Annotated in this window: 20 protein-coding genes, 1 tRNA gene and 1 pseudogene; 18 read left to right on the forward strand and 4 right to left on the reverse strand. The window is 69.3% G+C overall.

Translation table 11 applies throughout. From position 1 onward, the window contains the following. Positions 1–46 precede the first annotated feature (46 nt). From gltB to QE412_RS04345, 5 genes are all read left to right on the forward strand, one after another. Entirely contained in the window at positions 47–4,624 is a 4,578-nt protein-coding gene (gltB, locus tag QE412_RS04325; RefSeq protein WP_307480581.1) for a glutamate synthase large subunit, read from the forward strand. Then, positions 4,617–6,083, forward strand: a complete 1,467-nt coding sequence (locus QE412_RS04330) for a glutamate synthase subunit beta (protein WP_307480584.1) — start codon at positions 4,617–4,619, stop codon at positions 6,081–6,083. The genes gltB and QE412_RS04330 overlap by 8 nt, the downstream gene beginning before the upstream one ends. Before the next feature lie 55 nt (positions 6,084–6,138). Beyond that, the gene (gene pyk, locus QE412_RS04335; protein WP_307480587.1) at positions 6,139–7,584 is read left to right on the forward strand and encodes a pyruvate kinase; all 1,446 of its coding nucleotides are present in this window, start codon (positions 6,139–6,141) and stop codon (positions 7,582–7,584) included. A gap of 79 nt (positions 7,585–7,663) precedes the next feature. Next, positions 7,664–7,744, forward strand: a tRNA-Leu gene (locus tag QE412_RS04340). A 71-nt stretch (positions 7,745–7,815) separates the two neighbouring features. Then, positions 7,816–8,436, forward strand: coding sequence for an ANTAR domain-containing response regulator (locus QE412_RS04345; protein ID WP_307480589.1), 621 nt, complete (start codon positions 7,816–7,818; stop codon positions 8,434–8,436). A 57-nt stretch (positions 8,437–8,493) separates the two neighbouring features. Here the strand turns inward: QE412_RS04345 and QE412_RS04350 are convergent, their stop codons facing one another. Continuing rightward, positions 8,494–8,925 carry a hotdog fold thioesterase gene (locus QE412_RS04350; RefSeq protein WP_307480592.1) on the reverse strand — a complete coding sequence of 144 codons (432 nt, stop codon included), beginning with the start codon at positions 8,923–8,925 and terminating at the stop codon, positions 8,494–8,496. A gap of 72 nt (positions 8,926–8,997) precedes the next feature. On the opposite strand from QE412_RS04350, the gene polA reads away from it, so the two are divergent. The 5 genes from polA to QE412_RS04375 all read left to right on the forward strand — a co-directional run bounded on the left by polA (position 8,998) and on the right by QE412_RS04375 (position 16,722). After that, positions 8,998–11,637: a DNA polymerase I gene (gene polA / locus QE412_RS04355; protein ID WP_307480595.1), complete on the forward strand. Its 2,640-nt coding sequence runs from the start codon at positions 8,998–9,000 to the stop codon at positions 11,635–11,637. A 50-nt stretch (positions 11,638–11,687) separates the two neighbouring features. Continuing rightward, on the forward strand, positions 11,688–13,364 hold the full coding sequence (locus tag QE412_RS04360; protein ID WP_307480598.1) for a DUF885 domain-containing protein: 1,677 nt from the start codon (positions 11,688–11,690) through the stop codon (positions 13,362–13,364). A gap of 97 nt (positions 13,365–13,461) precedes the next feature. Further along, on the forward strand, positions 13,462–14,514 hold the full coding sequence (locus tag QE412_RS04365) for an LLM class flavin-dependent oxidoreductase (RefSeq protein ID WP_307480601.1): 1,053 nt from the start codon (positions 13,462–13,464) through the stop codon (positions 14,512–14,514). Then, positions 14,511–15,845 (forward strand): MFS transporter, encoded by a 1,335-nt coding sequence (locus tag QE412_RS04370; RefSeq protein WP_307480604.1) that lies wholly within the window; start codon positions 14,511–14,513, stop codon positions 15,843–15,845. The genes QE412_RS04365 and QE412_RS04370 overlap by 4 nt, the downstream gene beginning before the upstream one ends. Before the next feature lie 112 nt (positions 15,846–15,957). Continuing rightward, a complete protein-coding gene (locus tag QE412_RS04375) occupies positions 15,958–16,722 on the forward strand; it encodes an SGNH/GDSL hydrolase family protein (protein ID WP_307480607.1) in 765 nt (254 codons plus the stop codon). 35 nt (positions 16,723–16,757) lie between these two features. Here QE412_RS04375 and QE412_RS04380 read toward each other — a convergent pair whose 3' ends face one another. Beyond that, positions 16,758–17,819, reverse strand: a complete 1,062-nt coding sequence (locus QE412_RS04380) for a hypothetical protein (RefSeq protein ID WP_307480610.1) — start codon at positions 17,817–17,819, stop codon at positions 16,758–16,760. Positions 17,820–17,916: 97 nt separating this feature from the next. Between QE412_RS04380 and QE412_RS04385 the strand changes: the two genes are divergently transcribed. From QE412_RS04385 to QE412_RS04410, 6 genes are all read left to right on the forward strand, one after another. Further along, a complete protein-coding gene (locus tag QE412_RS04385) occupies positions 17,917–18,720 on the forward strand; it encodes an SDR family oxidoreductase (RefSeq protein ID WP_307480614.1) in 804 nt (267 codons plus the stop codon). Between the two features lie 294 nt (positions 18,721–19,014). Further along, on the forward strand, positions 19,015–19,380 hold the full coding sequence (locus QE412_RS04390; RefSeq protein ID WP_373426531.1) for a DUF7882 family protein: 366 nt from the start codon (positions 19,015–19,017) through the stop codon (positions 19,378–19,380). A gap of 145 nt (positions 19,381–19,525) precedes the next feature. After that, the gene (locus QE412_RS04395; RefSeq protein WP_307480616.1) at positions 19,526–19,765 is read left to right on the forward strand and encodes a hypothetical protein; all 240 of its coding nucleotides are present in this window, start codon (positions 19,526–19,528) and stop codon (positions 19,763–19,765) included. A 9-nt stretch (positions 19,766–19,774) separates the two neighbouring features. After that, positions 19,775–20,056: a hypothetical protein gene (locus QE412_RS04400; protein WP_307480618.1), complete on the forward strand. Its 282-nt coding sequence runs from the start codon at positions 19,775–19,777 to the stop codon at positions 20,054–20,056. 108 nt (positions 20,057–20,164) lie between these two features. Continuing rightward, complete coding sequence (locus QE412_RS04405) at positions 20,165–21,094, forward strand: AEC family transporter (protein WP_307480620.1); 930 nt, start codon at positions 20,165–20,167, stop codon at positions 21,092–21,094. Positions 21,095–21,179: 85 nt separating this feature from the next. Next, positions 21,180–21,728 carry an HdeD family acid-resistance protein gene (locus QE412_RS04410; protein WP_307480623.1) on the forward strand — a complete coding sequence of 183 codons (549 nt, stop codon included), beginning with the start codon at positions 21,180–21,182 and terminating at the stop codon, positions 21,726–21,728. A 49-nt stretch (positions 21,729–21,777) separates the two neighbouring features. Here QE412_RS04410 and QE412_RS04415 read toward each other — a convergent pair whose 3' ends face one another. Then, on the reverse strand, positions 21,778–23,748 hold the full coding sequence (locus QE412_RS04415; RefSeq protein WP_307480626.1) for a S9 family peptidase: 1,971 nt from the start codon (positions 23,746–23,748) through the stop codon (positions 21,778–21,780). Between the two features lie 2 nt (positions 23,749–23,750). Next, positions 23,751–24,516: pseudogene (locus QE412_RS04420) on the reverse strand (SDR family oxidoreductase). Positions 24,517–24,700: 184 nt separating this feature from the next. Here QE412_RS04420 and QE412_RS04425 point away from each other — a divergent pair. Together QE412_RS04425 and QE412_RS04430 are read left to right on the forward strand one after the other, a co-directional pair. Further along, positions 24,701–25,498: a glycerophosphodiester phosphodiesterase family protein gene (locus tag QE412_RS04425; protein WP_307480628.1), complete on the forward strand. Its 798-nt coding sequence runs from the start codon at positions 24,701–24,703 to the stop codon at positions 25,496–25,498. A 108-nt stretch (positions 25,499–25,606) separates the two neighbouring features. Then, positions 25,607–25,978, forward strand: a complete 372-nt coding sequence (locus tag QE412_RS04430; protein WP_307480630.1) for an RNA polymerase-binding protein RbpA — start codon at positions 25,607–25,609, stop codon at positions 25,976–25,978. The last annotated feature ends 5 nt before the right edge of the window (positions 25,979–25,983 follow it).

Below are 25,983 nucleotides of genomic sequence, written 5' to 3' on the forward strand. Positions count from 1 at the left end.
GGGCCGACGTCGTCCCATCCGAAGCATCAACGTGAGGACGGTTGATATGGCTTCCAGCCTGCGTTCCGACACCGTCGGAGGCTCATTCCCGGCCCGACAGGGAATGTACGACCCGTCGTTCGAGAAAGACGCCTGTGGCCTCGCCATGGTGGCGACTCTCCGCGGCGAAGCCGGTCACGACATCATCGATCTGGCACTGACGGCGCTGCGCAATCTCGAGCACCGCGGCGCCATCGGCTCCGACGCCGGCACCGGCGACGGCGCGGGCATCCTCACGCAGATGCCCGACGCGTTCCTTCGTGCCGTCGTCGACTTCGACCTGCCGCCGGTGGGGGAGTACGCCGCCGGAATGGTGTTCCTGCCGCTCGGCCACGACGAGCGCACCGCCATGAAGGCCGGGATCGAAGAGATCGCCCGTCACGAGAACCTCGTGGTGCTCGGCTGGCGTGAGGTGCCGGTCGAGCCCGAGAACCTCGGCAAGCTCGCTTACGAGGCGCGCCCGGCGTTCGAGCAGCTGTTCGTTTCGCGCCCTGCGGTGGGCGACCAGCCCGCCCTGTCGGGCATCGCGCTCGACCGTCGTGTCTACCGTCTGCGAAAGCGCGCGCGTCACGAGCTCGACGCCTACTTCGTCTCGCTGTCGAGCCGCACCCTCGGGTACAAGGGCATGGTCACGACGCTCCAGCTCGAGCCGTTCTACCCCGACCTGCAAGACGAGCGCTTCGCCTCCGAGCTCGCCGTCGTGCACTCGCGGTACTCGACCAACACGTTCCCGTCGTGGCCGCTCGCGCAGCCGCTGCGCATGCTCGCCCACAACGGTGAGATCAACACCGTCAAGGGCAACCGCAACTGGATGCGTGCCCGCCAGTCGCAGCTCGAGTCCGCGCTGATCGGCGACGTGCGTCCGCTGCTGCCGATCTGCACCGAGGGCGCCAGCGACTCGGCATCCTTCGACGAGGTGCTCGAGCTCTTGACGCTCACCGGCCGGAGCCTGCCGCACGCGATCATGATGATGGTCCCCGAGGCGTACGAGAAGCAGGCCACGATCGCCCCCGATCTGCGCGCCTTCTACGACTACCACTCCATGCAGATGGAGCCGTGGGACGGCCCCGCCGCGCTCATCTTCACCGACGGAACCCTCGTCGGCGCCACCCTCGACCGCAACGGTCTGCGTCCGGGACGCTGGACCGAGACCACCGACGGCCTCGTCGTCATCGGTTCCGAGACGGGCGTGCTCGACTTCGCCCCCGAGCGCATCAAGCGCCGCGGGCGCCTGCAGCCGGGCCGCATGTTCCTCGTCGACACCGCCCAGGGCCGCATCGTCGAAGACGAGGAGATCAAGGCGGAGCTCGCCGCGGCGCAGCCGTGGCAGGAGTGGCTCGACAAGGGCCGGGTCAAGCTCAGCGAACTGCCCGAGCGCGAGCACATCGTGCACCCCATCGCCTCGATCACCCGCCGCCAGCGCACCTTCGGCTACACCGAAGAAGAGGTGCGCCTGCTGCTGACCCCGATGGGCCAGGGCGGCGCCGAGCCGCTGGGCGCCATGGGCAGTGACGCGCCCGTCGCCGTGCTGAGCGACCGTCCGCGCCTGCTGTTCGATTACTTCACCCAGCAGTTCGCGCAGGTCACCAACCCGCCGCTGGACTCGATCCGCGAAGAGGTCGTCACCTCGCTGTCACTGGGACTCGGTCCCGAGCGCAACCTCCTCGACTGGGGCCCGGAGCACACCCGCACGGTGACGCTCGACTTCCCCGTGATCGACAACGACGAGTTGGCAAAGATCCAGCACATCGACACCGCCCTCCCGGGCCGCTCGTCGGTGACGATCCGCGGTCTGTACCGCGTCGAGGCCGGTCACAAGGGTCTGCAGAAGCGCCTCTCGCAAATGTGCTCCGAGGTCGACCAGGCCATCGAAGACGGCGCCGAGTTCATCGTGCTCAGCGACCGTGACTCGAACAAAGACCTCGCGCCCATCCCCTCGCTGCTGATGATCTCGGCCGTGCACCACCACCTCATCCGCAAAGAGACCCGCATGAAGGTCGGTCTCGTGGTCGAGGCCGGTGACGTGCGCGAGGTGCATCACGTGGCCACCCTCATCGGTTTCGGTGCCTCCGCGGTCAACCCGTACCTCGCGATGGAGACCGTCGAGTACCTCGTGCGCGCCGGATTCATCACCGGCGTGACCCCCGAGAAGGCCGTCAAGAACCTGATCTACGCGCTCGGCAAGGGCGTGCTGAAGATCATGTCGAAGATGGGCATCTCGACGGTGTCGTCGTACGCCGGTGCTCAGGTCTTCGAAGCCGTCGGTCTCTCGCGTGAGTTCGTCGACGCGTACTTCGCGGGCACCGAGTCGAAGCTCGGCGGTGTCGGACTCGACGTCATCGCCGCCGAGAACGCCGCACGTCACGAGTACGCCTACCCCGAAGACGCCGCGGCGCGTGCGCACGAGCGCTTGTGGACGGGCGGCGAGTACCAGTGGCGTCGCGACGGGGCTCCCCACCTGTTCAACCCCGACACGGTCTTCCGTCTGCAGCACGCCACGCGCGAACGCCGGTACGACATCTTCCGCGAGTACACGCAGCTGATCGACGACCAGGCCCACGAGCTGAAGACGCTGCGCGGCCTGTTCGGGCTGCGCACGGGCGTCCGCCCGGCCGTGCCGATCGACGAGGTCGAGCCGGTCTCGGCGATCGTCAAGCGTTTCTCGACCGGGGCGATGAGCTACGGCTCGATCTCGAAAGAGGCTCACGAGGTGCTCGCCGTCGCGATGAACCAGATCGGCGGCAAGTCGAACACCGGCGAGGGCGGTGAGGACGTCGACCGTCTTCTCGACCCCACCCGTCGCAGCGCCATCAAGCAGGTGGCATCCGGTCGCTTCGGCGTCACGAGCCTGTACCTCACCGAGGCCGACGACATCCAGATCAAGCTCGCCCAGGGCGCCAAGCCCGGCGAGGGCGGTCAGCTGCCGCCGACCAAGGTGTACCCGTGGGTGGCGCGCACGCGTCACGCCACCGCGGGCGTCGGGCTCATCTCGCCGCCGCCGCACCACGACATCTACTCGATCGAAGACCTGAAGCAGCTCATCTTCGACCTCAAGCGCGCCAACCCCAAGGCCCGCATCCACACCAAGCTCGTCAGCCAGTCGGGCATCGGTGCGGTCGCGGCCGGTGTGGCCAAGGCGCTGAGCGACGTCATCCTCGTGTCGGGTCAAGACGGCGGCACGGGCGCGAGCCCGATGAACTCCCTCAAGCACGCGGGCACGCCGTGGGAGCTGGGCCTGGCCGAGACGCAGCAGACGCTGATGCTCAACGGCATGCGCGACCGCGTGGTGGTGCAGGTCGACGGTCAGATGAAGACCGGTCGCGACGTCATCATCGGAGCGCTCCTGGGCGCCGAGGAGTTCGGCTTCGCCACGGCCCCCCTCGTGGTGTCGGGCTGCATCATGATGCGCGTGTGCCACCTCGACACGTGCCCCGTGGGCGTCGCGACGCAGAACCCCGTGCTGCGCTCGCGCTTCACCGGCAAAGCCGAGTACATCGTGAACTTCATGGAGTTCATCGCACAGGAGGTGCGCGAGTACCTCGCCGCTCTGGGCTACCGCTCCATCGACGAGATCGTCGGTCGCACGGAGCTGCTCGATGTCAACGAGGCGATCCAGCACTGGAAGGCGCGCGGTCTCAATCTCGCGCCGATCCTCGAGGGCCCCCGCTTCGCCGACGACGAGCCGCGCCGCCACGGTCGCGACCAGAACCACGAGCTCGACGAGCACTTCGACGTGCAGCTCATCGAGCGCGCACAGGACGTGATCGCGCACGGCGGTCAGATCACGATCGACCTGCCGATCCGCAACACCGCGCGCGCGGTGGGGACCATGCTCGGCCATCACGTCACCAAGGCGCGCGGCGAGCACGGTCTCCCCGAGAACTCCATCGACGTGCGTCTGACCGGATCGGCCGGACAGTCGTTCGGCGCGTTCATGCCCGCCGGCATCACGCTGCGCCTCGAGGGCGACTCGAACGACTACGTCGGCAAGGGCCTGTCGGGCGGCACGATCGTCGTGCGGCCGCCACGCTCGTCGAGCTTCGAGGCGTCGCAGAACGTCATCGCCGGAAACGTCATCGGCTACGGCGCCACGCAGGGACAGATGTTCCTCAACGGTGTCGTGGGCGAGCGCTTCCTCGTGCGCAACTCCGGTGCCACCGCGGTCGTCGAGGGCGTGGGCGACCACGCGCTCGAGTACATGACCGGCGGTCTGGCCGTCATCCTGGGTGCCACGGGCCGCAACCTCGGCGCCGGCATGTCGGGGGGACAGGCCTACATCTACAAGCTCGACCGCGACCTGGTGAACCGCGAGGCACTGGCATCCGGTGAACTCGTGCTCGGTGCCCTCGGATCGGGGGATGCCGAGATCCTGCGCGACCTGCTCGAGAAGCACGTCGCGGAGACCGATTCCACGCTGGCCCGTCGTCTGCTCGACGACTTCGAGGTCGAGGTGGACAACTTCGTCCGGGTGCTGCCGCGCGATTACGCCGCTGTGCTGCAGACCCGCCAGGAGGCGGTGGCCGAGGGGCTCGACCCCGACGGCGACGTCGTCTGGACGCGCATTCTGGAGGTGACGGGTGGCTGACCCGAAGGGCTTTCTCAAGACCACGGAGCGCGAGCTCCCGAAGCGTCGACCGGTGCCCGTGCGCATCATGGACTGGAAAGAGGTGTACGAGCCGGGTGATTCGGCCGTCATCAAGCGCCAGGCCGGTCGGTGCATGGACTGTGGCATTCCGTTCTGCCACAAGGGGTGCCCGCTCGGGAACCTCATCCCCGAGTGGAACGACCTCACGTGGCGCGGCGAGGGTCGCGCGGCGATCGAGCGCCTGCACGCGACCAACAACTTCCCGGAGTTCACCGGGCGCCTGTGCCCTGCTCCCTGCGAGAGCTCGTGCGTGCTGGGGATCAACCAGCCGCCCGTGACCATCAAGCAGGTCGAGGTCTCGATCATCGACGAGGCGTTCTCGAACGGCTGGGTCGAGCCCGAGCCGCCGGAGCGCCTGACCGGTAAGACGGTCGCCGTCGTCGGCTCCGGCCCCGCCGGTCTCGCCGCCGCGCAGCAGCTCACGCGCGCCGGTCACACGGTCGCGGTGTTCGAGCGCGACGACCGCATCGGCGGTCTGATGCGCTACGGCATCCCCGACTTCAAGATGGAGAAGCGCCACCTCGAGCTGCGTCTGCGTCAGATGCAGGCCGAGGGCACACGCTTCCGCGCGGGCGTCGAGATCGGCAAAGACATCTCCTGGAGCGACCTGCGCGCACGGTACGACGCGGTCGTCGTCGCCACCGGCGCGACGGTGCCGCGCGACCTGCCCATCCCCGGCCGCGACCTCGAGGGCGTGCACTTCGCCATGGAGTACCTCGTCGAGGGCAACAAGGCCGTCGCGGGCGACCAGGTCCCGCAGCAGATCACGGCCGAGGGCAAGCACGTGGTCGTCATCGGCGGCGGCGACACCGGCGCCGACTGCATCGGCACCGCGCACCGCCAGGGCGCGCTGAGCGTGACCAACCTCGCGATCGGCAAGCAACCGCCGTCCGAGCGTCCGGCGGATCAGCCGTGGCCGATGATGCCGAACCTGTTCGAGATGGCCTCGGCCCACGAAGAAGGCGGGGAGCGCACGTTCCTCGCCTCGACCGTGGAGTTTCTCGGCAACGCCGCGGGAGAGGTCCGCGCGCTGCGGGTGGCCGAGACGGAGTACGTCGACGGTCGCCGCGTGCCCAAGAGCGGCACCGAGCGCGAGATCCCGGCCGACCTGGTACTCATCGCGATGGGCTTCACCGGTCCCGAGCGCGAGCACCTGGGCGACCAGCTGGGCACGCGTTTCACGAATCGCGGCAACGTCGAGCGCGACGCCACCTACGCCACGTCGACGCCGGGCGTCTTCGTCGCGGGCGACGCCGGTCGCGGCCAGTCGCTCATCGTGTGGGCCATCGCCGAGGGCCGCGCGGCCGCCGCCGAGGTCGACACGTTCCTCATGGGCGAGACGGTGCTTCCCGCGCCGGTGCGCCCGACCGATGTCGCCATCGGCCTGCTGCCCGCCTAAGCTGGCAAGGGCCGATCCGGCCACTTCCCGAAATCCTCACGGAGCTTGAAAACGGATGAGACGCGCCAAGATCGTCGCAACACTCGGGCCCGCCACGTCGTCGTATGAGATGGTTCGCGCCATCATCGACGCCGGGGTGGACGTCGCCCGACTCAACCTCAGCCACGGAGACTATTCCGTGCACGACGCCAACTTCGCCAACGTGCGCAAGGCGGCCGAGGACGCCGGCCGACCGGTCGCCGCCCTCGTCGACCTGCAGGGCCCGAAGATCCGCCTCGGCAAGTTCGAGAACGGTCCGCACGACCTGCTTCCCGGCGACATCTTCAAGATCACCGTCGAGGACATCCTCGGCACCAAGGAGATCGTCGGCACCACGTTCAAGGGCCTCCCGCAAGACGTGCGCCCCGGCGACTTCCTGCTCATCGACGACGGCAAGGTCCGCGTCGAGGTCGTCGAGACCGACGGCACGGTCGTGACCACCCGCGTCGTCGTCGGCGGCCCGGTCTCGAACAACAAGGGCATCAACCTGCCCGGTGTCGCGGTCAACGTCCCCGCCCTGAGCGAGAAGGACGAGGCCGACCTGCGCTGGGGTCTGAAGGCCGGTGCCGACCTGATCGCGCTGTCGTTCGTGCGCGATGCCAAGGACATCGAGCGCGTGCACGAGATCATGGCCGAAGAGGGACGCTACGTGCCCGTGATCGCCAAGATCGAGAAGCCGCAGGCGGTCGACAACCTCGAGGAGATCATCGACGCCTTCGACGGCATCATGGTCGCCCGAGGCGACCTCGGCGTCGAACTGCCGCTCGAAGCCGTGCCGATCGTGCAGAAGCGCGCGGTCGAGCTGGCCCGCCGTATGGCCAAGCCCGTCATCGTCGCGACGCAGATGCTCGAGTCGATGATCAACAGCCCGGTGCCCACGCGCGCCGAGACCAGTGACGTCGCCAACGCCGTCCTCGACGGCGCGGACGCGGTCATGCTCTCGGGCGAGACGAGTGTCGGCGACTACCCGGTCGTCGTCGTCGAGACCATGGCCCGCATCGTGGCCTCCACCGAGGAGCACGGGCTCGAGCGCATCGCGCCGCTGACGAACAAGCCCCGCACGCAAGGTGGCGCCATCACTCTCGCTGCCGTCGAGGTGGCCGACTTCGTCGAGGCGAAGTACCTGTGCGTGTTCACCGAGTCGGGCGACTCCGCTCGTCGAATGTCGCGTCTGCGTTCGACCATCCCGATGATCGCGTTCACGCCCGAGCCCGGCATCCGCCGTCGCCTCGCGCTGACGTGGGGCGTGCGCTCGACGCTGGTGGAGCACGTGTCGCACACCGACAAGATGTTCCTCCAGGTCGACGACTACCTGCTCGCGAACGACCTGGCCAAGGTGGGCGACAAGGTCGTGGTCATCTCGGGTTCCCCTCCCGGGATCGCGGGCTCGACCAACGACCTGCGCGTTCACCGCGTGGGCGATGCCGTGCACGGCGCGGCTCCCGGTTACAAAGAGGTCTGAAGCCTGCTCGCGACGCGCGTCGGGGCTTCCCGGCGCGCGTCGTCGCGTTCTCTCCCGCTAGGTTGGGAGCAACACACTTGCCGGTGTGGCGGAATGGCAGACGCGGAGCACTCAAAATGCTTTGTCGAAAGACGTGTGGGTTCGAGTCCCACCACCGGCACCCGTTATCGCACCCCGCCCTGTCGGGGGCCGCATCCGGGCAATGTCCCCTCCCAGAAGTAGGATGGTTCCGTGACTGATCAAGAAGCCGTTCCCGCCAGCGCCCCGGCGGCTCCCCGCCGCGTCGTCGTCGCGGAAGACGAGTCGCTCATCCGCCTCGACATCGTCGAGATCCTCCGCGACAACGGCTTCGACGTCGTCGGTGAGGCCGGCGACGGCGAGACCGCCGTCCAGCTCGCCACGGAGCTGCGCCCCGACCTCGTCATCATGGACGTGAAGATGCCGCAGCTCGACGGCATCAGCGCCGCCGAGAAGCTCAGCAAGAACCACATCGCCCCGGTCGTGCTGCTCACCGCCTTCAGCCAGAAAGAGCTCGTCGAGCGCGCCAGCGAGGCCGGCGCCCTGGCGTACGTGGTGAAGCCCTTCACCCCGAACGACCTGCTGCCCGCCATCGAGATCGCGCTCGCCCGTCACGAGCAGATCATCACGCTCGAGGCCGAGGTCGCCGACATGGTCGAGCGTTTCGAGACCCGCAAGCTCGTCGACCGTGCCAAGGGCCTGCTGAACGAGAAGATGGGCCTGAGCGAGCCCGAGGCGTTCCGCTGGATCCAGAAGGCCTCGATGGATCGGCGTCTCACCATGCAAGACGTCGCGAAGGCGATCATCGAGCAGCTGGCCCCGAAGAAGGGCTGACCGCAGCTTCGTGAGAAATGGATGCCACCTCGGTGGCATCCATTTCTCGTTCCGGGATCAGACCGCGGGGGCGTTCTTGATCATGTTCGTGATGCGGATAGTCGAACAGCGCCGCCCCTGCTCATCGGACACCGCGATCTCGTGCACCGTGAGGGATCGGCCGAGGTGGATGGGCGTGCACACACCCGTGACGACGCCCGATGTCGCCGAACGGGTGTGCGTGGCGTTGATGTCGACGCCGACGGCGACGCGCCCGGCACCGGCGTGGAGGTTGGCGGCCATCGAGCCGAGGGATTCGCCGAGCACGACATAGGCCCCGCCGTGCAGCAGGCCGATGGGCTGGGTGTTGCCCTCTACGGGCATGGTCGCGACGCAGCGGTCGACCGAGAACTCCACCCACTCGATGCCCATCTTCTCGGCGAGGGCGCCCATTCCGCGCCGCTTCGCCCAGTCGAGGCCGGGACTGGTGTCGGGTGTCGTAGAGCTCATCGTCGCCTTCGTCGGGTCGCGGTCATGGGGCCGGGCCGGGGGAGTGTCCGTGGTCCTCGTTAGGCTGGAGGGGTGACGGATGCCGAAAAGCCTACTCTCCTCGTCGTCGACGGCCACTCGTTGGCCTACCGGGCGTTCTACGCCCTGCCGGTCGACAACTTCTCGACGAAAGACGGCCAGCACACCAACGGCATCTACGGCTTCCTGTCGATGTTCGTCAACCTCGTCAAAGCCGAGAAGCCGACCCACCTGGCGGTCGCCTTCGACACGTCACGGCAGTCGTTCCGTACGCGCGAGTACGCCGAGTACAAGGCGAACCGCAGCGAGTCGCCCGCCGAGTTCAAGGGCCAGATCCCGTTGCTGCAGGACTGCCTGCGCGCCATGGGCGTGCCGGTGCTGACGAAAGAAGACTTCGAGGCCGACGACATCCTCGCCACCCTCGCGACGCAGGGTGAGGCGCAGGGCTTCGAGGTGCTGGTGTGTTCGGGCGACCGCGACACCATCCAGCTCGTCACCGACGACGTCACGCTGCTGTACCCGAACGTGCAGGGAGTGTCGCAGCTGAAGCGCTACGACACCGACGCGGTGATCGAGAAGTACGGTCTCCCCCCCGCGCAGTACCCCGACATCGCGGCCCTGGTCGGCGAGACCAGCGACAACCTGCCCGGTGTGCCCAAAGTCGGCGAGAAGACCGCAGTGAAGTGGCTGACGCAGTGGGGCTCGCTCGACGCCCTGCTCGACAATGCCGACAAGATCACCGGCGTCGTCGGTAACAACCTGCGCGAGCACCTCGACGGCGTCAAGCGCAACCGCTCGCTCAACCGCCTGCTGCGCGACGTCGAGCTCGACGTCGGTCCCGCCGACCTGGCGGTGCGTCCCCTCGACGGGCAGGCCGTACGCGATATCTTCGCGCGCCTCGAGTTCCGCACGCTCCTGCCGCGAGTGTTCGACGCACTCGGTGGCGAGGGCGGCGACGCCGCCGAAGAGACGACACCGACCGCGACCGCTCCCACTCCGACCACTCTCGACGGCCCGGCGCTGGCGACGTGGGCCGACGCAGCCGACGGTGCGGTCGGCGTGAGCATCGCGCTGCTGGGCGGAGATCCCGTGCGGGTCGGCCTCGCCACCGCCGACAGCGCCGCCGAGGCCGACTGGACGCCCGCGGTGCGCGAGGCCCTGGCCGCCTGGCTGGCCTCCGACGCCCCCAAACTGTTCGCCGATGCCAAGCCCCAGGTGAAGGCGCTGGCCCGACAGGGCGTCGCCGTCGCGGGGATCGCGACGGACGTCGTGCTCGCCGGTTGGCTCGTACGCCCCAGCTTCCCCGACAAGACGCTCGCCGACCTCGTGCAGCGCTTCCTCGACGAAAAGCTCCCCGAGTCCGACCCCACCCAGCTGGTGCCCGAGACCGAAGGCGCGACACCGGGCCAGCTCGCGTGGTTCATCCGTCGCGTGGCCGAGGCGCAGCGCGCCGAGATGCCCGACAGCGTGGCCCGAGTGCTCGACGAGATCGAGCTGCCGACGCTGACGGCACTGGCCGACATGGAGCTCGCCGGCGTCTCGGTCTCGCACGACAAGCTGTCGAGCTTCTCGAACGAGCTCGCCGCGCGTGCCGACGCCCTCGCCGCCGATGCGTACGCGGCCATCGGCCACGAGGTGAACCTCGGCTCGCCGAAGCAGCTGCAAGAGGTGCTGTTCGACGAGCTGCAACTGCCCAAGACACGCAAGACGAAGAGCGGATACACGACGGATGCGGCGGCCCTCGCCGACCTGCAAGAAAGCGCGCCGCATCCCTTCCTCGACCTGCTGCTCAAGCACCGCGAGGCGACCAAGCTCAAGCAGATCATCGACGCCCTCGACGCCGCCACGGCGCCCGACGGTCGCGTTCACACCACCTACGTGCAGACCGGCAGCCAGACGGGGCGCCTGTCGAGCACCGATCCCAACCTGCAGAACATCCCGATCCGCACGGAGGAGAGCCGCCGCATCCGGGCGGCCTTCGAGGTCGGCGAGGGCTACGAGACTCTGCTGACGGCCGACTACTCGCAGATCGAGATGCGGATCATGGCGCACCTGTCGGGCGATCCCGGCCTGATCGAGGCGTTCAACTCCGGTGAAGACCTGCACCGCTTCGTCGGCGCGCGCGTGTTCGGCGTCGAGCCGGCCGACGTGACCCCGGCCATGCGCACGAAGGTCAAGGCCATGTCGTACGGCCTGGTCTACGGCCTGTCGGCCTTCGGGCTGTCGAAGCAGCTGCGCATCGAGCAGTCCGAGGCCAAGAAGCTCATGCTCGAATACTTCGCCCGCTTCGGCGCCGTGCGCGACTACCTGCGCGGCTCTGTCGAGCAGGCCCGGCAAGACGGCTACACCGAGACCATCTTCGGCCGGCGTCGGCCGTTCCCCGACCTCACGAGCATGAATCGCGTGCTGCGCGAGAATGCCGAGCGGGCGGCGCTGAACGCTCCCATCCAGGGCAGCGCCGCCGACATCATGAAGGTCGCGCTCTTCCGCGTCCGCGACGAGCTGACATCCGCTGGTCTGCGTTCGCGAGTGCTGCTGCAGATCCACGACGAGCTCGTCGTCGAGGTCGCCGCGGGGGAGTGGGATGCGGTGGAGCGGATCGTTCGCGCGCGCATGGCCGACGCCGCCGAACTGTCGGTGCCGCTCGACGTACAGATCGGTCGTGGCGGCGACTGGGACGAAGCGGGGCACTGACCGGCCGCGGCGAAGATGCGACGCCGCTTCGGCTTCCCTAGGCTCGAAGGATGACTGACGTACAACGCACCCCCACGCCGATCGACACGATCGCCGACGCGTGGGTCGACACCCTCGCCGAGCGCATCCCGACGCTGGCGACCTACATCGGACGCGACGAGTACAACGCAAGCTTCGGCGACTACAGCCCCGACGGTGCCGAGGCCCTCGTGGGCGATGCCCGCGCGACGAAGGCCGCCCTCGAGGCCGCCGAGCCCGTCGACGCGATCGACACGGTCACGAAGATGGACCTGGTGCGCGAGCTCGATCTCATGATCGAAAAGCACGAGGCGAAGACGCACCTGCGGGATCTGAACGTCATCGCTTCTCCCGCGCAGGACATCCGCGCGACCTTCGACCTCATGCCGACGGCCACCGTCGATGACTGGGCCACGATCTCGACGCGGATGAAGGCTCTGCCCGCCGCGGTCGAGGGGTACGTGCAGACCCTGCGTCGCGGCATCGCCGAGGGCGTCGTCCCCGCTCGTCGACAGGTGCGCGAGGTCCTGGCGCAAATCGGTCGCTACACCGCTGACACGGGCTTCTTCGCCGAGTTCGTCGCGACCGCCGCCCCCGCCGAGGGACAGCTGCCCGCCTCGCTCGCTCGCGAACTCGACCACAACGCCGGCGCCGCGCGCGTGGCGTACGACGCGCTCGGGTCGTTCCTCGCGTCCGAGCTCGCCCCCGTCGCGGGCGAGACCGACGGCGTCGGACGTGAGCTGTACGCCCTGCACTCGCGCCACTTCCTCGGTGCCGAGATCGACCTCGACGAGACGTACGAGTGGGGCGTCGAGGAACTCGCGCGCATGGTCGCCGAGCAGGAGGCGATCGCGAACGAGATCCTGCCCGGCGCCACCGTGGAAGAGGCCGTCGCGTTCCTCGAGAAGGACGAGTCGCGCAAACTCCGCGGCACGAAGGCCCTGCAGGAGTGGATGCAGCGCACGAGCGACAAGGCCGTCGAGGAGCTCGGGCGGACGCACTTCGACATCGCCGAGCCCATCCGCAAGCTCGAGTGCATGATCGCTCCCACCAATGAGGGCGGCATCTACTACACCGGCCCCACCGACGACTTCTCTCGGCCCGGTCGCATGTGGTGGTCGGTGCCCGAGGGCGTCGACACCTTCGACACGTGGCGCGAGCTGACCACGGTCTATCACGAGGGGGTTCCGGGCCACCATCTGCAGATCGCGCAGGCCGTCTACAACCGCGCCGAGCTCAACTCGTGGCGGCGCCTGCTGGCGGGCACGAGCGGACACGCCGAGGGGTGGGCCCTGTACGCCGAGCGCCTCATGGAGCAGCTCGGCTACCTCGACGATCCCGCCGACCGCCTGGGCATGCTCGATGGCCAGCGGATGCGGGCTGCGCGCGTGGTGCTCGACATCGGCGTGCACCTGGGCAAGCCGCGCCTGGACGGCACCGGCGTCTGGGATCACGACTACGCGCTGGCCTTCATGCTCAAGAACGTCAACATGAGCGAGGAGTTCGTGCGTTTCGAGGTCAACCGCTATCTCGGCTGGCCCGGCCAGGCGCCGTCGTACAAGGTGGGTCAGCGCATCTGGGAGCAGGTGCGCGACGACGAGCAGGAGCGCCGCGGCGCGGCTTTCTCGATGAAGCAGTTCCACACGCGCGCCCTCGAGATCGGCGGCGTCGGTCTCGACACGCTGCGTGCTGCTCTGGCATCCGTGTGAACCTCGAGGGGCGTCGCGAAGTGCGGCGCCCCTCGGCGATGCGGGGGAATGTTTCGGCCTCGCGTAAAGTTCATTCATCCGAATGCAAGGAGACCTCATGGACGCCACCCCCGTCGAACTGGGTATCGACACCTTCGGAGACATCTCTCGCGGCCCCGACGGATCGCTGCTGTCCGACGCACAGACCATCCGCAACGTCGTCGAGCAGGCGACACTCGCCGACCAGGTCGGGCTGTCGTTCTTCGGCGTGGGGGAGCACCACCGCAAGGACTTCGCCGTCACGAGCCCCGAGATCGTGCTGGCCGCGGCCGCGGCGCGCACGAGAGACATCCATCTCGGCACCGCTGTCACGGTGCTGTCGTCCGATGACCCGGTGCGTGTCTACGAGCGCTTCGCGACCCTGGATGCCATCTCGAACGGTCGTGCCGAGGTCATCCTCGGGCGCGGGTCGTTCATCGAGTCCTTCCCCCTGTTCGGTTACGACCTGAGCGACTACGAGCAACTGTTCGAGGAGAAGCTCGAACTGTTCTCGCTCCTTCTCGACGAGAAGCCGGTCACGTGGTCGGGACGCACGCGGGCCGGCCTCCGAGATGCCGATGTGTATCCGAAGACCGAGAACGGCCTGACGGCGTGGGTCGGTGTCGGGGGTTCGCCCGAGTCGGTCGTGCGCGCCGCGCGCTACGGCTACGGCCTCGTGCTCGCCATCATCGGGGGATCGTCGGCCCGCTTCCGGCCGTTCGCCGACCTGTACCGCCGGTCGCTGCAGGAGTTCGGCAAGCCCGCGATGCCGATCTCGGTGCACTCACCCGGTCACGTCGCCGAGACCGACCAGCAGGCCTGGGACGAGGCCTACGAGGGCGTGGCCGAGCTGAACAACACCATCGGACGCGAGCGCGGATGGCCCGCGTACGACCGCCTGCGGTTCCAGCACGACGTGGGACCGGAGGGGTCGATGTACGTGGGGTCACCCGAGACGGTCGCGACGAAGATCGCGGCGACCGTCCGGGGCCTCGGCGCCTCGCGCTTCCAGATGAAGTTCGCCAGCGGCTCGATCTCACACGACCGCCTGATGTCGGGCATCGAGCTCTACGGCACCCGTGTGCTGCCCCTCGTGCGCGAGATGCTCGCCGACGCCCCCGTCGCCTCGTGAGCACCCACACCGACACCGTGCGGGTGTCCGAGCGTCTCGATGCTCTGCCGTTCACCCGGCGTCATGCGAAGATCCTCGGCGGGTCGGGGCTCGGCTGGGCCCTGGATGCCATGGACGTCGGGCTCGTCTCGTTCATCATCGCGGCCCTGAGCGTGCAGTGGCAGCTCGCCCCCGCCGAGGCGTCGTGGATCGCCTCCGCGGGCTTCGCGGGCATGGCGATCGGAGCGAGCCTGGGCGGACTGCTCGCGGACCGGTTCGGACGACGTCAGGTCTTCGCGCTCACGCTGCTCGTGTACGGCCTCGCAACGGGCGCCAGCGCGCTCGTGGGCGGCCTGGCCGCACTGCTCGTGCTGCGCTTCGTGGTGGGTCTCGGACTCGGCGCCGAGCTGCCCGTCGCCTCCACCTATGTCAGCGAGTTCGCCCCGGCCCGTATCCGCGGCCGTCTCATCGTCTTCCTCGAGGCGTTCTGGGCGATCGGCTGGACCGCCGCCGCTCTCATCGGCTACCTCGTGGTGCCGTCGTCGGCCGACGGCTGGCGGTGGGCATTCGCCCTCGGGGCGATCCCCGCCGTTTACGCCCTCATCGTTCGATGGAGCCTGCCGGAATCGCCGCGCTGGCTGGCCGCACGGGGGCGCAACACCGAAGCCGTCGCCATCGTGCGCGATCTCGAGGCCGCCGCAGGTCGCATCTCGCTCGAGCCCGCGGCGGAGGGGGTCGCGGCATCCGCTCCCGCCCCGCGCGCTCGGGTCGGCGCACTGTGGGCGCCCGCGCTGCGTGCGCGCACCGCGAGCCTGTGGGTGCTGTGGTTCTGCGTGAACTTCTCGTACTACGGCGCGTTCATCTGGATCCCGACGATCCTCGTCGCGCAGGGCTACGACCTCGTGCGTTCGTTCGGGTTCACCCTCGTCATCACGCTCGCCCAGCTGCCCGGGTATGCGGTGGCGGCGTGGCTCATCGAGGCGTGGGGACGGCGGGCGACGCTCGCCACCTTCCTCGCCGGTTCCGCCGTGGCGGCGGTGCTGTTCGGCACGGCCACGGGGGAAGCCGCCGTCATCGCGACGGGCATGATGCTGTCGTTCTTCAACCTCGGTGCCTGGGGTGCGCTGTACGCCGCGACCCCCGAGACGTACCCGACGTCGCTGCGGGCCACCGGTGCCGGGTGGGCGGCCGGGGTGGGCCGTATCGCGTCGATCCTCGCGCCGCTGTCGGTTCCGCCGCTGCTGGGCCTGGGCGGTGCGCCGCTGCTCTTCGTCGTGTTCGCGGCGTTCTTCGCCGTCGCCGTGGTCGCCGCGCTCTTCCTACGTGAGCAGTGCGGCCGCGCGCTCGCCTGACGCCCCGCGCCCGCCCCACCCGTTGAGCGTCCAGGAAACGCCGTAACCATGGCGCGTATAGCGGCGTGTCTTGGACGCTCGAGGCCACCCGGCGCGCGCGTAGGCTCGGGGGATGGCATCCGTGCGCTACGTCGCGATCGGCGACTCGTTCACCGAAGGGGTCGGCGACGAACTACCCGACGGCACCGTGCGGGGGTGGGCGGACCTCGCCGCGCAGGGATGGGCGGATGCCGCGGGGGAGCCGATCCAGTACGCCAACCTCGCGATCCGCGGCAAGCTCATCCGACCGATCGTCGAGCAGCAGCTCGAGCCGGCGCTGGCGCTGAAGCCGACGCACCTGTCGTTCAACGGCGGCGGCAACGACATGCTGCGCCCGCGCGCCGACCTCGAGGGCATCGTCGGCCTGTTCGAGCACGTCCTGAGCCGGTGCGACGAGGAGGGCGTGCGGCTCATCGTGCTGTCCGGGGCGAACCCGTCGGCCGGTCTGCCGCTCGGCCGGGTGCTGCAGACGCGGGGCGACCGCCTGTCGTCCGCCGTCGAGAAGCGCCTGTCCGCGCGCGACGACGTCATCACCGCGTACAACTGGTTCGACCGGGAGCTGGCCGGCGGCGAGTTCTGGTCGGTCGACCGTCTGCACATGAACCCGCGCGGTCACCACCGCGTGGCAGCGCGCGTTCTCACCTCCCTCGGGCTGCAGGCCCCGGGGGAGTGGTGGCGTCTGCGCGACATCCCCGAGATCGAGCGGCTGAAGGGCTCGGCGTACTACCGGGAGCACGTGGCCCCGTGGGTGCGACGGCGCCTGACGGGCACGTCGTCGGGCGACAACCGGCAGGCGAAGTTCGGCGGCGGATGGGTGCAGCTCTCGCCGGGAGGGTGAGAACGGCTCCATCGACGCGGACGCGCCTCAGCCCGTCACCCCGCGCGGCACTCCGCGCTGAGGGAGAAGTGCAGCAGCCCGTCGATCGTGGTGCGATCGCGCGCCGAGAGCCGCACGACCCCGTCGTCCCGCAGGTCCTCCTGCATGGCGCGGTCGTGGAAGAAGCCGGCGGCATCCCACGCCGCGAGGACCGCCTCGTACGACGCGGCATTGTCGTCGGTGGCGAATGCGAGGTCGACGCCGGTGGTTCCGTCACAGGGGAGATCGCTCGCCGACGGGGCGCGCACGGGGGAGCCCGTGGCATCCACCGCCGTTCCCTGCGCGGCCTCCAGGGTCACGGCCGCCATCCGCGCCACCCGCTCACGGGAGTCGCCGACCGGGGCGGGCGCCGGGCCCTCCTCGGCGTCGACGATCGGGGACGAGGTGGGCGCGGGCTCTGCCAGCGGGTCGATGCCTCCCGCAAGCCCACACCCCGTCTGCGTGGTCAGGCGCGGCAAGACGAAAGAGGGTTCGGACGCCGTGCTCAGATGCTCTGTGCGGCTTTGGAACGTGTTCCACACACGCAGGGTGTCGCCCTCCGTGACGGCGAGGTACGACTGCTGAGAGAGGGGCTTGTGCCCGTCGTCGACGCTCGTGCGACCGACCTCCGTCCCGACGACCCCGTCCCGGCGGAGCACCGTGCCGGACGCCGCGAACAGGAAGGATCTCTCGCTCACCACGTACCCCGTGTCGCATCCGTCCGCGACGATCGGCGTGACCGACTCGTCCAGAACGAGAAGGCTCAGACCGCCGAGAGCGACGGCCGCGACCGCCACGATGCGCAGCGGCGCCAGGAGGAGCCACCACCATCGCCGGGCGGGCACGGCGAACACGATCACAGCGAGTAGGACGACGGATGCCACGACACAGACGGTGATGATCACGTCGCCCGTCCACGGCCCGACGATGACGATCTGCCTGCCCTCGCTGTTCAGCGATATCGGCCACACGACCGCGATGACGGCGAGCATCAGCAGATATGCGACGCTCGCCACGAGCACGGTCCGGCGGCGCCCCCTGCTGACGCTCCCCGGTGGCATCCCGGTTTCTTCCCCCACGCGTCCACCCTGGCAGCGCTTCCTGGGCGATAGCCGGGCCTCGCCCCTCATCGCGCACGCATAGCCTCGACAAAGGTCGGGGGAGAAGAATGAGCGCATGACTCTCGCCATCGTCACCGGAACATCCAGCGGTATCGGCCTCCACACCGCCGTCGGCCTCGCCCAGCGAGGTGTCTCGGTCGTCGCCACCGTGCGCGACCCCGCTCGCGCGGAGGCGCTGCGATCCGCGGCATCCGATGCCGGCGTCGAGCTCGACATCCGCGCCCTGGAGGTGACGGATGCCGAGGCCGCCCGGGCGCTCGTGGAAGCGGTGGGGCCCGTCGACATCCTGGTGAACAATGCCGGTCGCGGCGCCGTCGGAACGCTCGAGCAGCTCACCGACGAACAGCTGCAGGAGCAGCTCGAGACCAACTACCTCTCCGTCGCGCGTCTGACCCGCCTCGTCCTGCCCGGAATGCGCGAACGGCGAAGCGGCCGCATCGTGACGGTGACGAGCGTCGGGGGAGTGATCGGGCAGCCGTTCTCCGACGCGTACTGCGCGTCGAAGTTCGCCGTCGAGGGGCTCATGCAGTCGCTCGCCCCGGTGGTCGCCCCCTTCGGGATCGACGTGTCCATCGTCGAACCGGCCGCGGTGGCGTCGTCGTTCGTGGACTCGGTGCACCGCGCGACCCCCGGTCCGTACGCGGCGCAGCAGCAGGCCTACCTCGACCGCGCCGCCGCGTCGTTCGCGAACGCGCAGCCGGCGGACGAGGCGGCCGAGACCGTGATCGAGGCCGCGACCACCGACGACCCCCGCTTCCGCTGGCAGACGTCGGAGGCCGCCGTGCGTTTCGCCGGCCTGTCGATCAGCGACCTGTCGGGGGCGCGGGTTCTCGACGTCACCTCGAACTGGGTGCGCTGACGCGAGCGGTCTGCCCGACCGCGTAGGGGACCGAGACGTCGGCGATGAACGGGGGCGGTCACGACGACGCGAGGTCCGTTTCTCATCGCTCGCTCGCACCACGAACTGACATAATGTGCATTATCGGCATCATCGCGTGTGGGCACGACAAGTCATCGTCCGTGCGCGGGGCCCTATCCCACCGACCCACGTTGACGCAACGGGGATGCGGCGCGACTCGGCGTGATCGACCGTAGCGAGAGACCGTCACGTGGATGTAAACGTCCTCTCGCCGAGGGCTCACCGCGCGACCGGATGGAGACCGACATGGGCAAATTTATCTACGACTCGGCGACCAAGGTCGAGTTCGAGGACCGGCTGCTGGCTCATCTGCAAACCGTCATCATGTCGAAAGTGAGACGCGGCGAGTCGTTCACCTTCACCTGGAAAGACGACCTCTCCACCGGCGGCGGGCGTACGACCGTCTACATTCACCCGCACGCATCGATACAGTTCAAGTACCACGGCAGCCGAGAGCCGCACATCAATCCGGCCTGGCTGCACGCGCTCTCTTTCAACGCGAATTCGACGCGAGGCCTTTACGTCGTCTCGGAGCCCGACACGATCGCGCACGATCTGCCACGGGGCAACGAGATGGTGTTCGGCGAAGTCATCCGGTGACGCCCGGCGTCGACGCCGATCACTATCGACGCCGGCACAGCCGGCCCGCTACCCCCCACGCGGAACTCCCCGCCGAACCTAGAGTTCCCAGGGGGCGCCAGGGTGCGCCGGGGGTGCGCCGGGGGTCGACGATCAGGAGGAACCGGTGAGCCACCCGCGCGAGACATCGATGCTCCACGCCGGCGACACGCTCGACGGGCGGTACCTCCTCACCGACCGCATCGGTTGCGGGGGCATGGGCCGGGTGTTCCGCGCACGCGACACCGTGCTCGAGCGCGATGTGGCCGTGAAGCTCTTCCACACGACCGCGCGGACGACCCCGATGCGGCCCGACGCCTGTCGGAAGCGCGAGTGCTCGCAGCGCTCGCCCACCCCTCTCTCGTGACGCTCTACGATGCTCGGCTCGACGCCGACGAGCAGGTCTACCTCGTCATGGAACTCATCGACGGGCCCTACCGAGACGATCGACGGTGGGAACGAACCGGTCGCGCTCGCCCCACCCGTACCCGCCGCACCTCCGGCCACGCCCGGCGAACGCAGCGATGCCGGCAACGGCAACGGCAACGGCAACGGCAACGCAAGCGGAAAGGGCAACGGCAAGAGCACCGGGAAGGGCGACAACGGCAACGCGGGCGAGAAGGGCGGCGGCCCGGCGTCGAACGGCGGCAAGAAGTAGTCCGAGAGTCCCGGCCCGGCGACCCACCGCACCGCAGCCGGCTCGGGCGCGCAGTACGCTCGAACCGATGCTCTCCTCCCCCGCCCGCACCGCCCGGGTGTTCCGCGCGTGACCGGTGTCCTCACGGGCTTCGCGGTCGTCGGCCTCGCCGTGGTCGTCGGCTACGTCATCGCCCGCATCGACCTGCTCGGTCCGCACGCACGGCACGTGCTCAGCCGCCTGACGTTCTTCGTGCTGTCGCCGTTCCTGCTGTTCACGGTGCTCGCCCGAGCCGACGTGGCGACGCTGTTCTCCGCGCTCCTGCCGGTGTCGATGATCACCGCCGGACTCATCATCGTCGTGTCGCTGCTGGTGTCGATCCTGCTCTTGCGCCGTCCCGTCGGCGAGACGGTGATCGCCGCGCTGTCGGCCGGTCAGGTGAACAGCAACAACATCGGCATCCCCATTTCGCTGTACATGCTCGGCAATGCGGCGTTCTCGGCGCCCGTGATCCTGTTCCAGTTGCTCGTTCTCATGCCGCTCGCCCTGGCTGTCCTGGATGCCGCGACCTCGGGGTCGCGCTCGATCGGGCGCATCGTGACGCAGACGGCGAAGAACCCCATGCTCGTCGGCTCCGCCCTCGGCGTGCTCGTGGCGGTGTTCCGCGTCGACCTGCCGCCGATCGTATTCGACCCGCTGCATCTCATCGCCGGCGCATGCGTACCCGTGCTGTTGATGTCGTACGGAATGTCGCTGTACGGCCAGCGGGTGCTCACCGAGCCCGGACGCCGTGTCGACGTGGTGGTGGCCTCGGTGCTGAAGCTCGTGACCATGCCGCTGCTGGCATGGGTGGTGGCGATCTGGTTCGGGCTCCCCGACGAACAGGTGTTCATCGTCGTCGTGCTCGCGGCCCTCCCCACGGCCCAGAACGTGTTCAACTTCGCCCAGCGCTACGGTGTCGGCGAGATCCTGTCCCGTGACGTGGTATTCATCTCGACGGTCGGGTGCCTGCCCGTGCTGTTCGCGGTGGCCCTCCTCCTCGACCCCTCCCCCGGGTGACGAGGCGAGACGACATGGTTCGCGCCGCTTCACCCTGAGGTCTAAGGTGAGCACTGTTCACAGCTTTCACTCAGAAAGGCTCGCCATGTCGTCGTCTACCACCAGCCCCGCCGTCGGCGCCGTCCGCACTGCGCTCGGTGTCAGCGGGGCGCTCTCGCTCATCATCGGCCTTCTCATCCTGCTCTGGCCGGGCCGCACCGCCGAGGTAGCCGTCGGCATCATCTCGATCTACGTCATCATCGCGGGCATCGTCAACATCGGCATCGGCCTGTTCTGGCGCTCGGGTTGGGCCCGTCTCGGGTACATCGTGCTCGGGGTGCTGTTCATCGTCGCGGGCATCTTCTCGTTCTTCAACCTTCCCGCCACCACCGCGTGGTTCGGCGTCTTCATCGGCACCCTGGTCGGCATCCTGTGGATCATCGAGGGCGTCGTCTCGCTCACCACCGTGAACCACAACTCGAAGGCCCGCGCGTGGACGATCTTCTTCGCGATCATCAGCATCCTCGCCGGCATCGTGCTGCTCGTATCGCCGCTGATCGCTGGGCTCACGCTGTTCATCCTGATCGGCGTCTCGCTCGTGATCATCGGCGTCTTCCAGATCGTCCGCGCGATCCAGTTCGGCAAGGCCGCGTAACACCGAACGAGAAGGGGACCGGATGCCACGGCATCCGGTCCCCTTCTCGTCATGCGGTCGGGAGGTGTCTGCGCCACCACTCCAGCACCGCGTCGAAACGCTGCACCCGATGCTGCGGGCGACCCCCGCGGGTCAGCTCGTGGTCCTCGCCGGGGAAGATGAGCATCTCGGCCTCGGTCCCCTGCTGCTTCAGCGCCGCGTAGTACCGCGTCGCCTGTTCGAGCGGGCAGCGGAAGTCGAGCTCGGAGTGCAGCACGAGCGTGGGCGTGCGCACCTGGTCGACCACCGCCATCGGGCTCTGCGACGCCACGAGAGCGGGGTCGGTGCCGACGTACTCCTGCCCGAAGAACGAGCCGATGTCGCTCGAGCCGGGGAAGGCGGTCGGGTCGAGGAACCCGCGCTCGACGATCGCGCCGGCGAAACGGTGGTCGTGCGCGATGACCCAGGCCGTCATGTATCCGCCGTACGAGCCGCCCATCACGCCCACACGATCGCCGTCGAGGCGAGGGTCGGCCGCGACGACGCCGTCGAAGAAGTCCATGACGTCGAAGAAGTCGAGCGTGCCCATCCGCTGGCGGATCGAGCGGCCGTGCTCCCGGCCGTAGCCGGCACTGCCGCGCGGGTTGCTGTAGACCACGGCGTACCCGGCGTCGACGAGCACCTGCGTCTCGTCGAAGACGTGCACCCCGTACGAGGCGTAGGGCCCACCGTGGATCTGCAGGATCACCGGGAACGGTCCCTCCCCCGCGGGAGTGGCGACCCACCCGTGCACGGGGTAGCCGTCGCGACCGGTGATCTCGTGCTCGACGGGCACGACGACACCCCGCTCGCGCACCGACGCACCGAAGTCGGTGAGGGCGCGCACCTCGCGCCCCTCCACGAGCACGAGCTCCCCGAACGACTCCGGCGAGGCGACGGATGCCACGACCCGGCCGTGCCTCACCGCATGGCCGTTGACCTCGAGGTCTCCCCCGAGCACCTCGGTCACCTCTCCCCCGCGCGTGACGCGCAGCAGGCGGACGCGACCGCGCGTGCGGTCCTGGACGAGAATATCGGCGCCGTCGAACGAGACGTGGCTGCCGACCTCGCCGAGGTCGACGGTCCCGGCGTCGGTAAGCCGACGCGGGCCCTCGGCGTCGAGAACGTACAACGCGACGCCGGGGGCGACGAAGTCCATGCCCCCGGGTCCCACGTCGTTGGCGAGCAGGAAGAGCGTGCCGTCGGGGGCGACCGCGACCTCGGAGATCGACAGATCGGTCGCGGTACCCAGCACCTCGCGCTGCGCGCCGCCGTCCACGGCGATCGCGATGACCCGGTCGCGCAGATCGCGGCGATCGGTCTCGATCACGTCGGGAACGCTGAGCAGCTCGTTGCCGTCGGTCGTCCACACCACGCCGCTCCAGCTGGTGTCACCGTCGGTCAGCCGCGTGGGCTCGGCGGCGACGACCCGCTTCTCGGGGGCGTCGAGCGCCGGGGCGGGCGCGTAGAACGGCTCCGCGTCGGTCGACGGCGCGTCGACGACGAAGAGATGGCTGGGACGGTCGAGATACCCGAGACCGTTCGCGTGCCACCGGATGCCGGTGATCCGGCGCGGCGGCTCGGCCGCGGCATCCCGGCCCTCGACGGTGCCGTACCGGCCCTGCTCGGGGACGCGCGCCGAGAAGGCGATGCGGATGCCGTCGGGCGACCACGCGAGGTCGGTGACGCCGCCGGGCTGGTCGGTGACCTGCACGGGCTCGCCGCCCGTCGCCGGGGCGACGAACACCTGCGCACGACCGCGCTCGTCGGCACGGAGGAACGCCACCGTCCGGTCATCGGGCGACAGGCGCGGCGAACGGTCGGCGACGCCGCGCGTCAGGCGTCGGGGCGCGCCGCCGGGGAGGTCGACCCGCCAGAGTTGGCCGACACCACGATCGGCGGCGAGGTCGGGGCGCGATGTGGCGAAGACGGCGAAGGCGCCGTCGGACGACAGGGCCGGACGACCGACGGAGACGAGCGCCTCGATATCGATCGGGCGCATGCTCACTCGCCTCCGAACGAGTCCGTGTCTCCGACGAGTCGGGTGTTGTCGGCCGGCACGGGGTCGACCGCGGCACGGGCGACTTCGGCGGCGAACTCCGCGACGTTGTAGAGCTTGCCGGCGTCCTCGCGGCGCGCGCGCGATGGCACCGGGATTGGCACGCTCGAGCAGCGTCGCCGTGATCGTGCCCTCGATCATGTCGCCCGAGACGACGGTGAAACCGATGCCGCGCTCTTCGAGGGCAGGAATCCGCTCGCGCAGCGCGTCTTCGCCCGCACGCTTGGACAGCGCGACCGGCTCGTACTCCGGCATCGTCGGGGTGGTGCGGATGAAGTGCGCCTGGTGGCTGGTGACGAAGACGACGCGCGCGTCGGCGTTGAGCAGCGGCAGGGCCGTCTCGAGCACGTTGACCTGCGCGTCGCGGTTCAGCAGCAGCGCGTAGTCCTCGGCCATGCCGGACTCCATGCCGCCCGAAGCGTTGAGCACGAGGATGTCGAGTCCGCCGAACGTACGCTGCACCTCGTCGAACATCGCCTGCACCGACGCGGGGTCGGTGAGGTCGGCTCCCACGACGAGCGCCTCGACGCCCAACCCTCGCAGCTGAGCCGCCAGCTTCTCCGCGCGCGGCGCCTTGTTGCGGAAGTTGATGACGACGTTCGCGCCGGCCTCGGCGAAGTAACGCACGGTGTCGGCGCCGATGCCGCGCGACGAGCCGGTGACGAGCGCGGTCTTGCCGCTCAGGGAGCCGGAGGGAAGGGTCTGGGACACGGATTCTCCTGACGAAATGGGGATGTGCGGCCGTGAACCGGGGGTGCTCGGGCCATCCCCCAGCCTATCGACCCCGCCCCCGCACCGGCGTCCGCGCACACGCCCACGAGCCCGACGGCGCCGTCGTCCAGCCCCGGCGAACCCGTCACGCGGACATGCTAGGTTTCGCCCGGAGGCCCCGAACATGACCGCACCGCCCGCCGCCCGGCATCCGTATCTCGCGCCGGACGGACCGCGAGTCCTGGCCCATCGCGGCTTCGTCTCGCCCGACGCCGCCGCGCACGGCGTGGCGGAGAACTCTTTCGCCGCGGTGGCCGCGGCGCACGCGGCCGGTGCCGCCTACGTCGAGTCGGACTGTCATGTCACGGCCGACGGCGAAGTGGTGCTGTTCCACGATGTCGACCTGCGGCGGGTCGCGGAGGATCCCCGCGCCGTCGCCGACGTCCGCCTGCGCGAGCTCGAGGAACTGATGTCGGACCGCGGCGGCTTGATCACGCTCGCTCAGGCGCTCGACGCCTTCCCCGCGCTGCGCTTCAATCTCGACGTCAAGGCGGCCGACGCCGCAGAACCGGTCGGTCGGCTGGTCGCCGCGCACGCCGAACGCGTGCTCGTGACCAGTTTCTCGGACGAGCGGCGCCTCGCCGCCCTCGAGGCCGCCCGTCGCGCGGGGGCTGCCCGCCGCCCCGCCACCTCGCCCGGCTCGACGACGATGGCGCGCCTGCTCACGGCCCGGGCGCTGCGCCAACGCCAGCGCGTGCGATCGTTGCTGGCGGAGCTCGATGCCCTTCAGCTCCCCGAGCGGCAGCGCATGGTCCCGGTGGTGACACGTGGGTTGATCCGCGACGCGCACGCCGCGGGCGTCGAGGTGCACGTGTGGACCGTGAACGCCCCCGCCGACATGGAGCGCCTGCTCGACGCCGGCGTCGACGGTCTCGTCACCGATCGCGCCGACGTCGCCCTCGCGCTCGTGAAGGGATGGTGAACGCAAGCTGTCTGAGCATTCTCTGTGAAACCCGCCCAGCTACCCGCGGTTCGAATAAAGCGCACAGGTGCGAGCGTTATACATGGGGACCGACGAGAGGACCACACAATGGCAGACCGCAGTCTCCGCGGCATCCGACTCGGCGCCCAGAGCCTCCAGAGCGAAGACGGCGTCGTGTTTCACGACCGTGCACAACACACCTACATCTGCAGCACCTGCGGACGCGACACCGTCCTGACCTTCGCTGCCGACGCCGAAGTTCCGGAGTCCTGGGAATGCCGCACGTGCGGCGCCGAGGCCCTTCTGCGCATCGGCGAGGGCACCGCGACCGTCGACCACTCGGGCGACAAGGCCGCCCGTACGCACTGGGACATGCTGCTCGAGCGCCGCACCATCCCCGAGCTCGAAGAGCTGCTCGAAGAGCGCCTCGCCTTCGTGCGTGCCCGTCGTGGTGCAGGAAACGAGAAACTCAGCGCCTGACGCTG

This window comes from Microbacterium trichothecenolyticum (assembly GCF_030818955.1).
Lineage (GTDB): Bacteria > Actinomycetota > Actinomycetes > Actinomycetales > Microbacteriaceae > Microbacterium > Microbacterium trichothecenolyticum_B.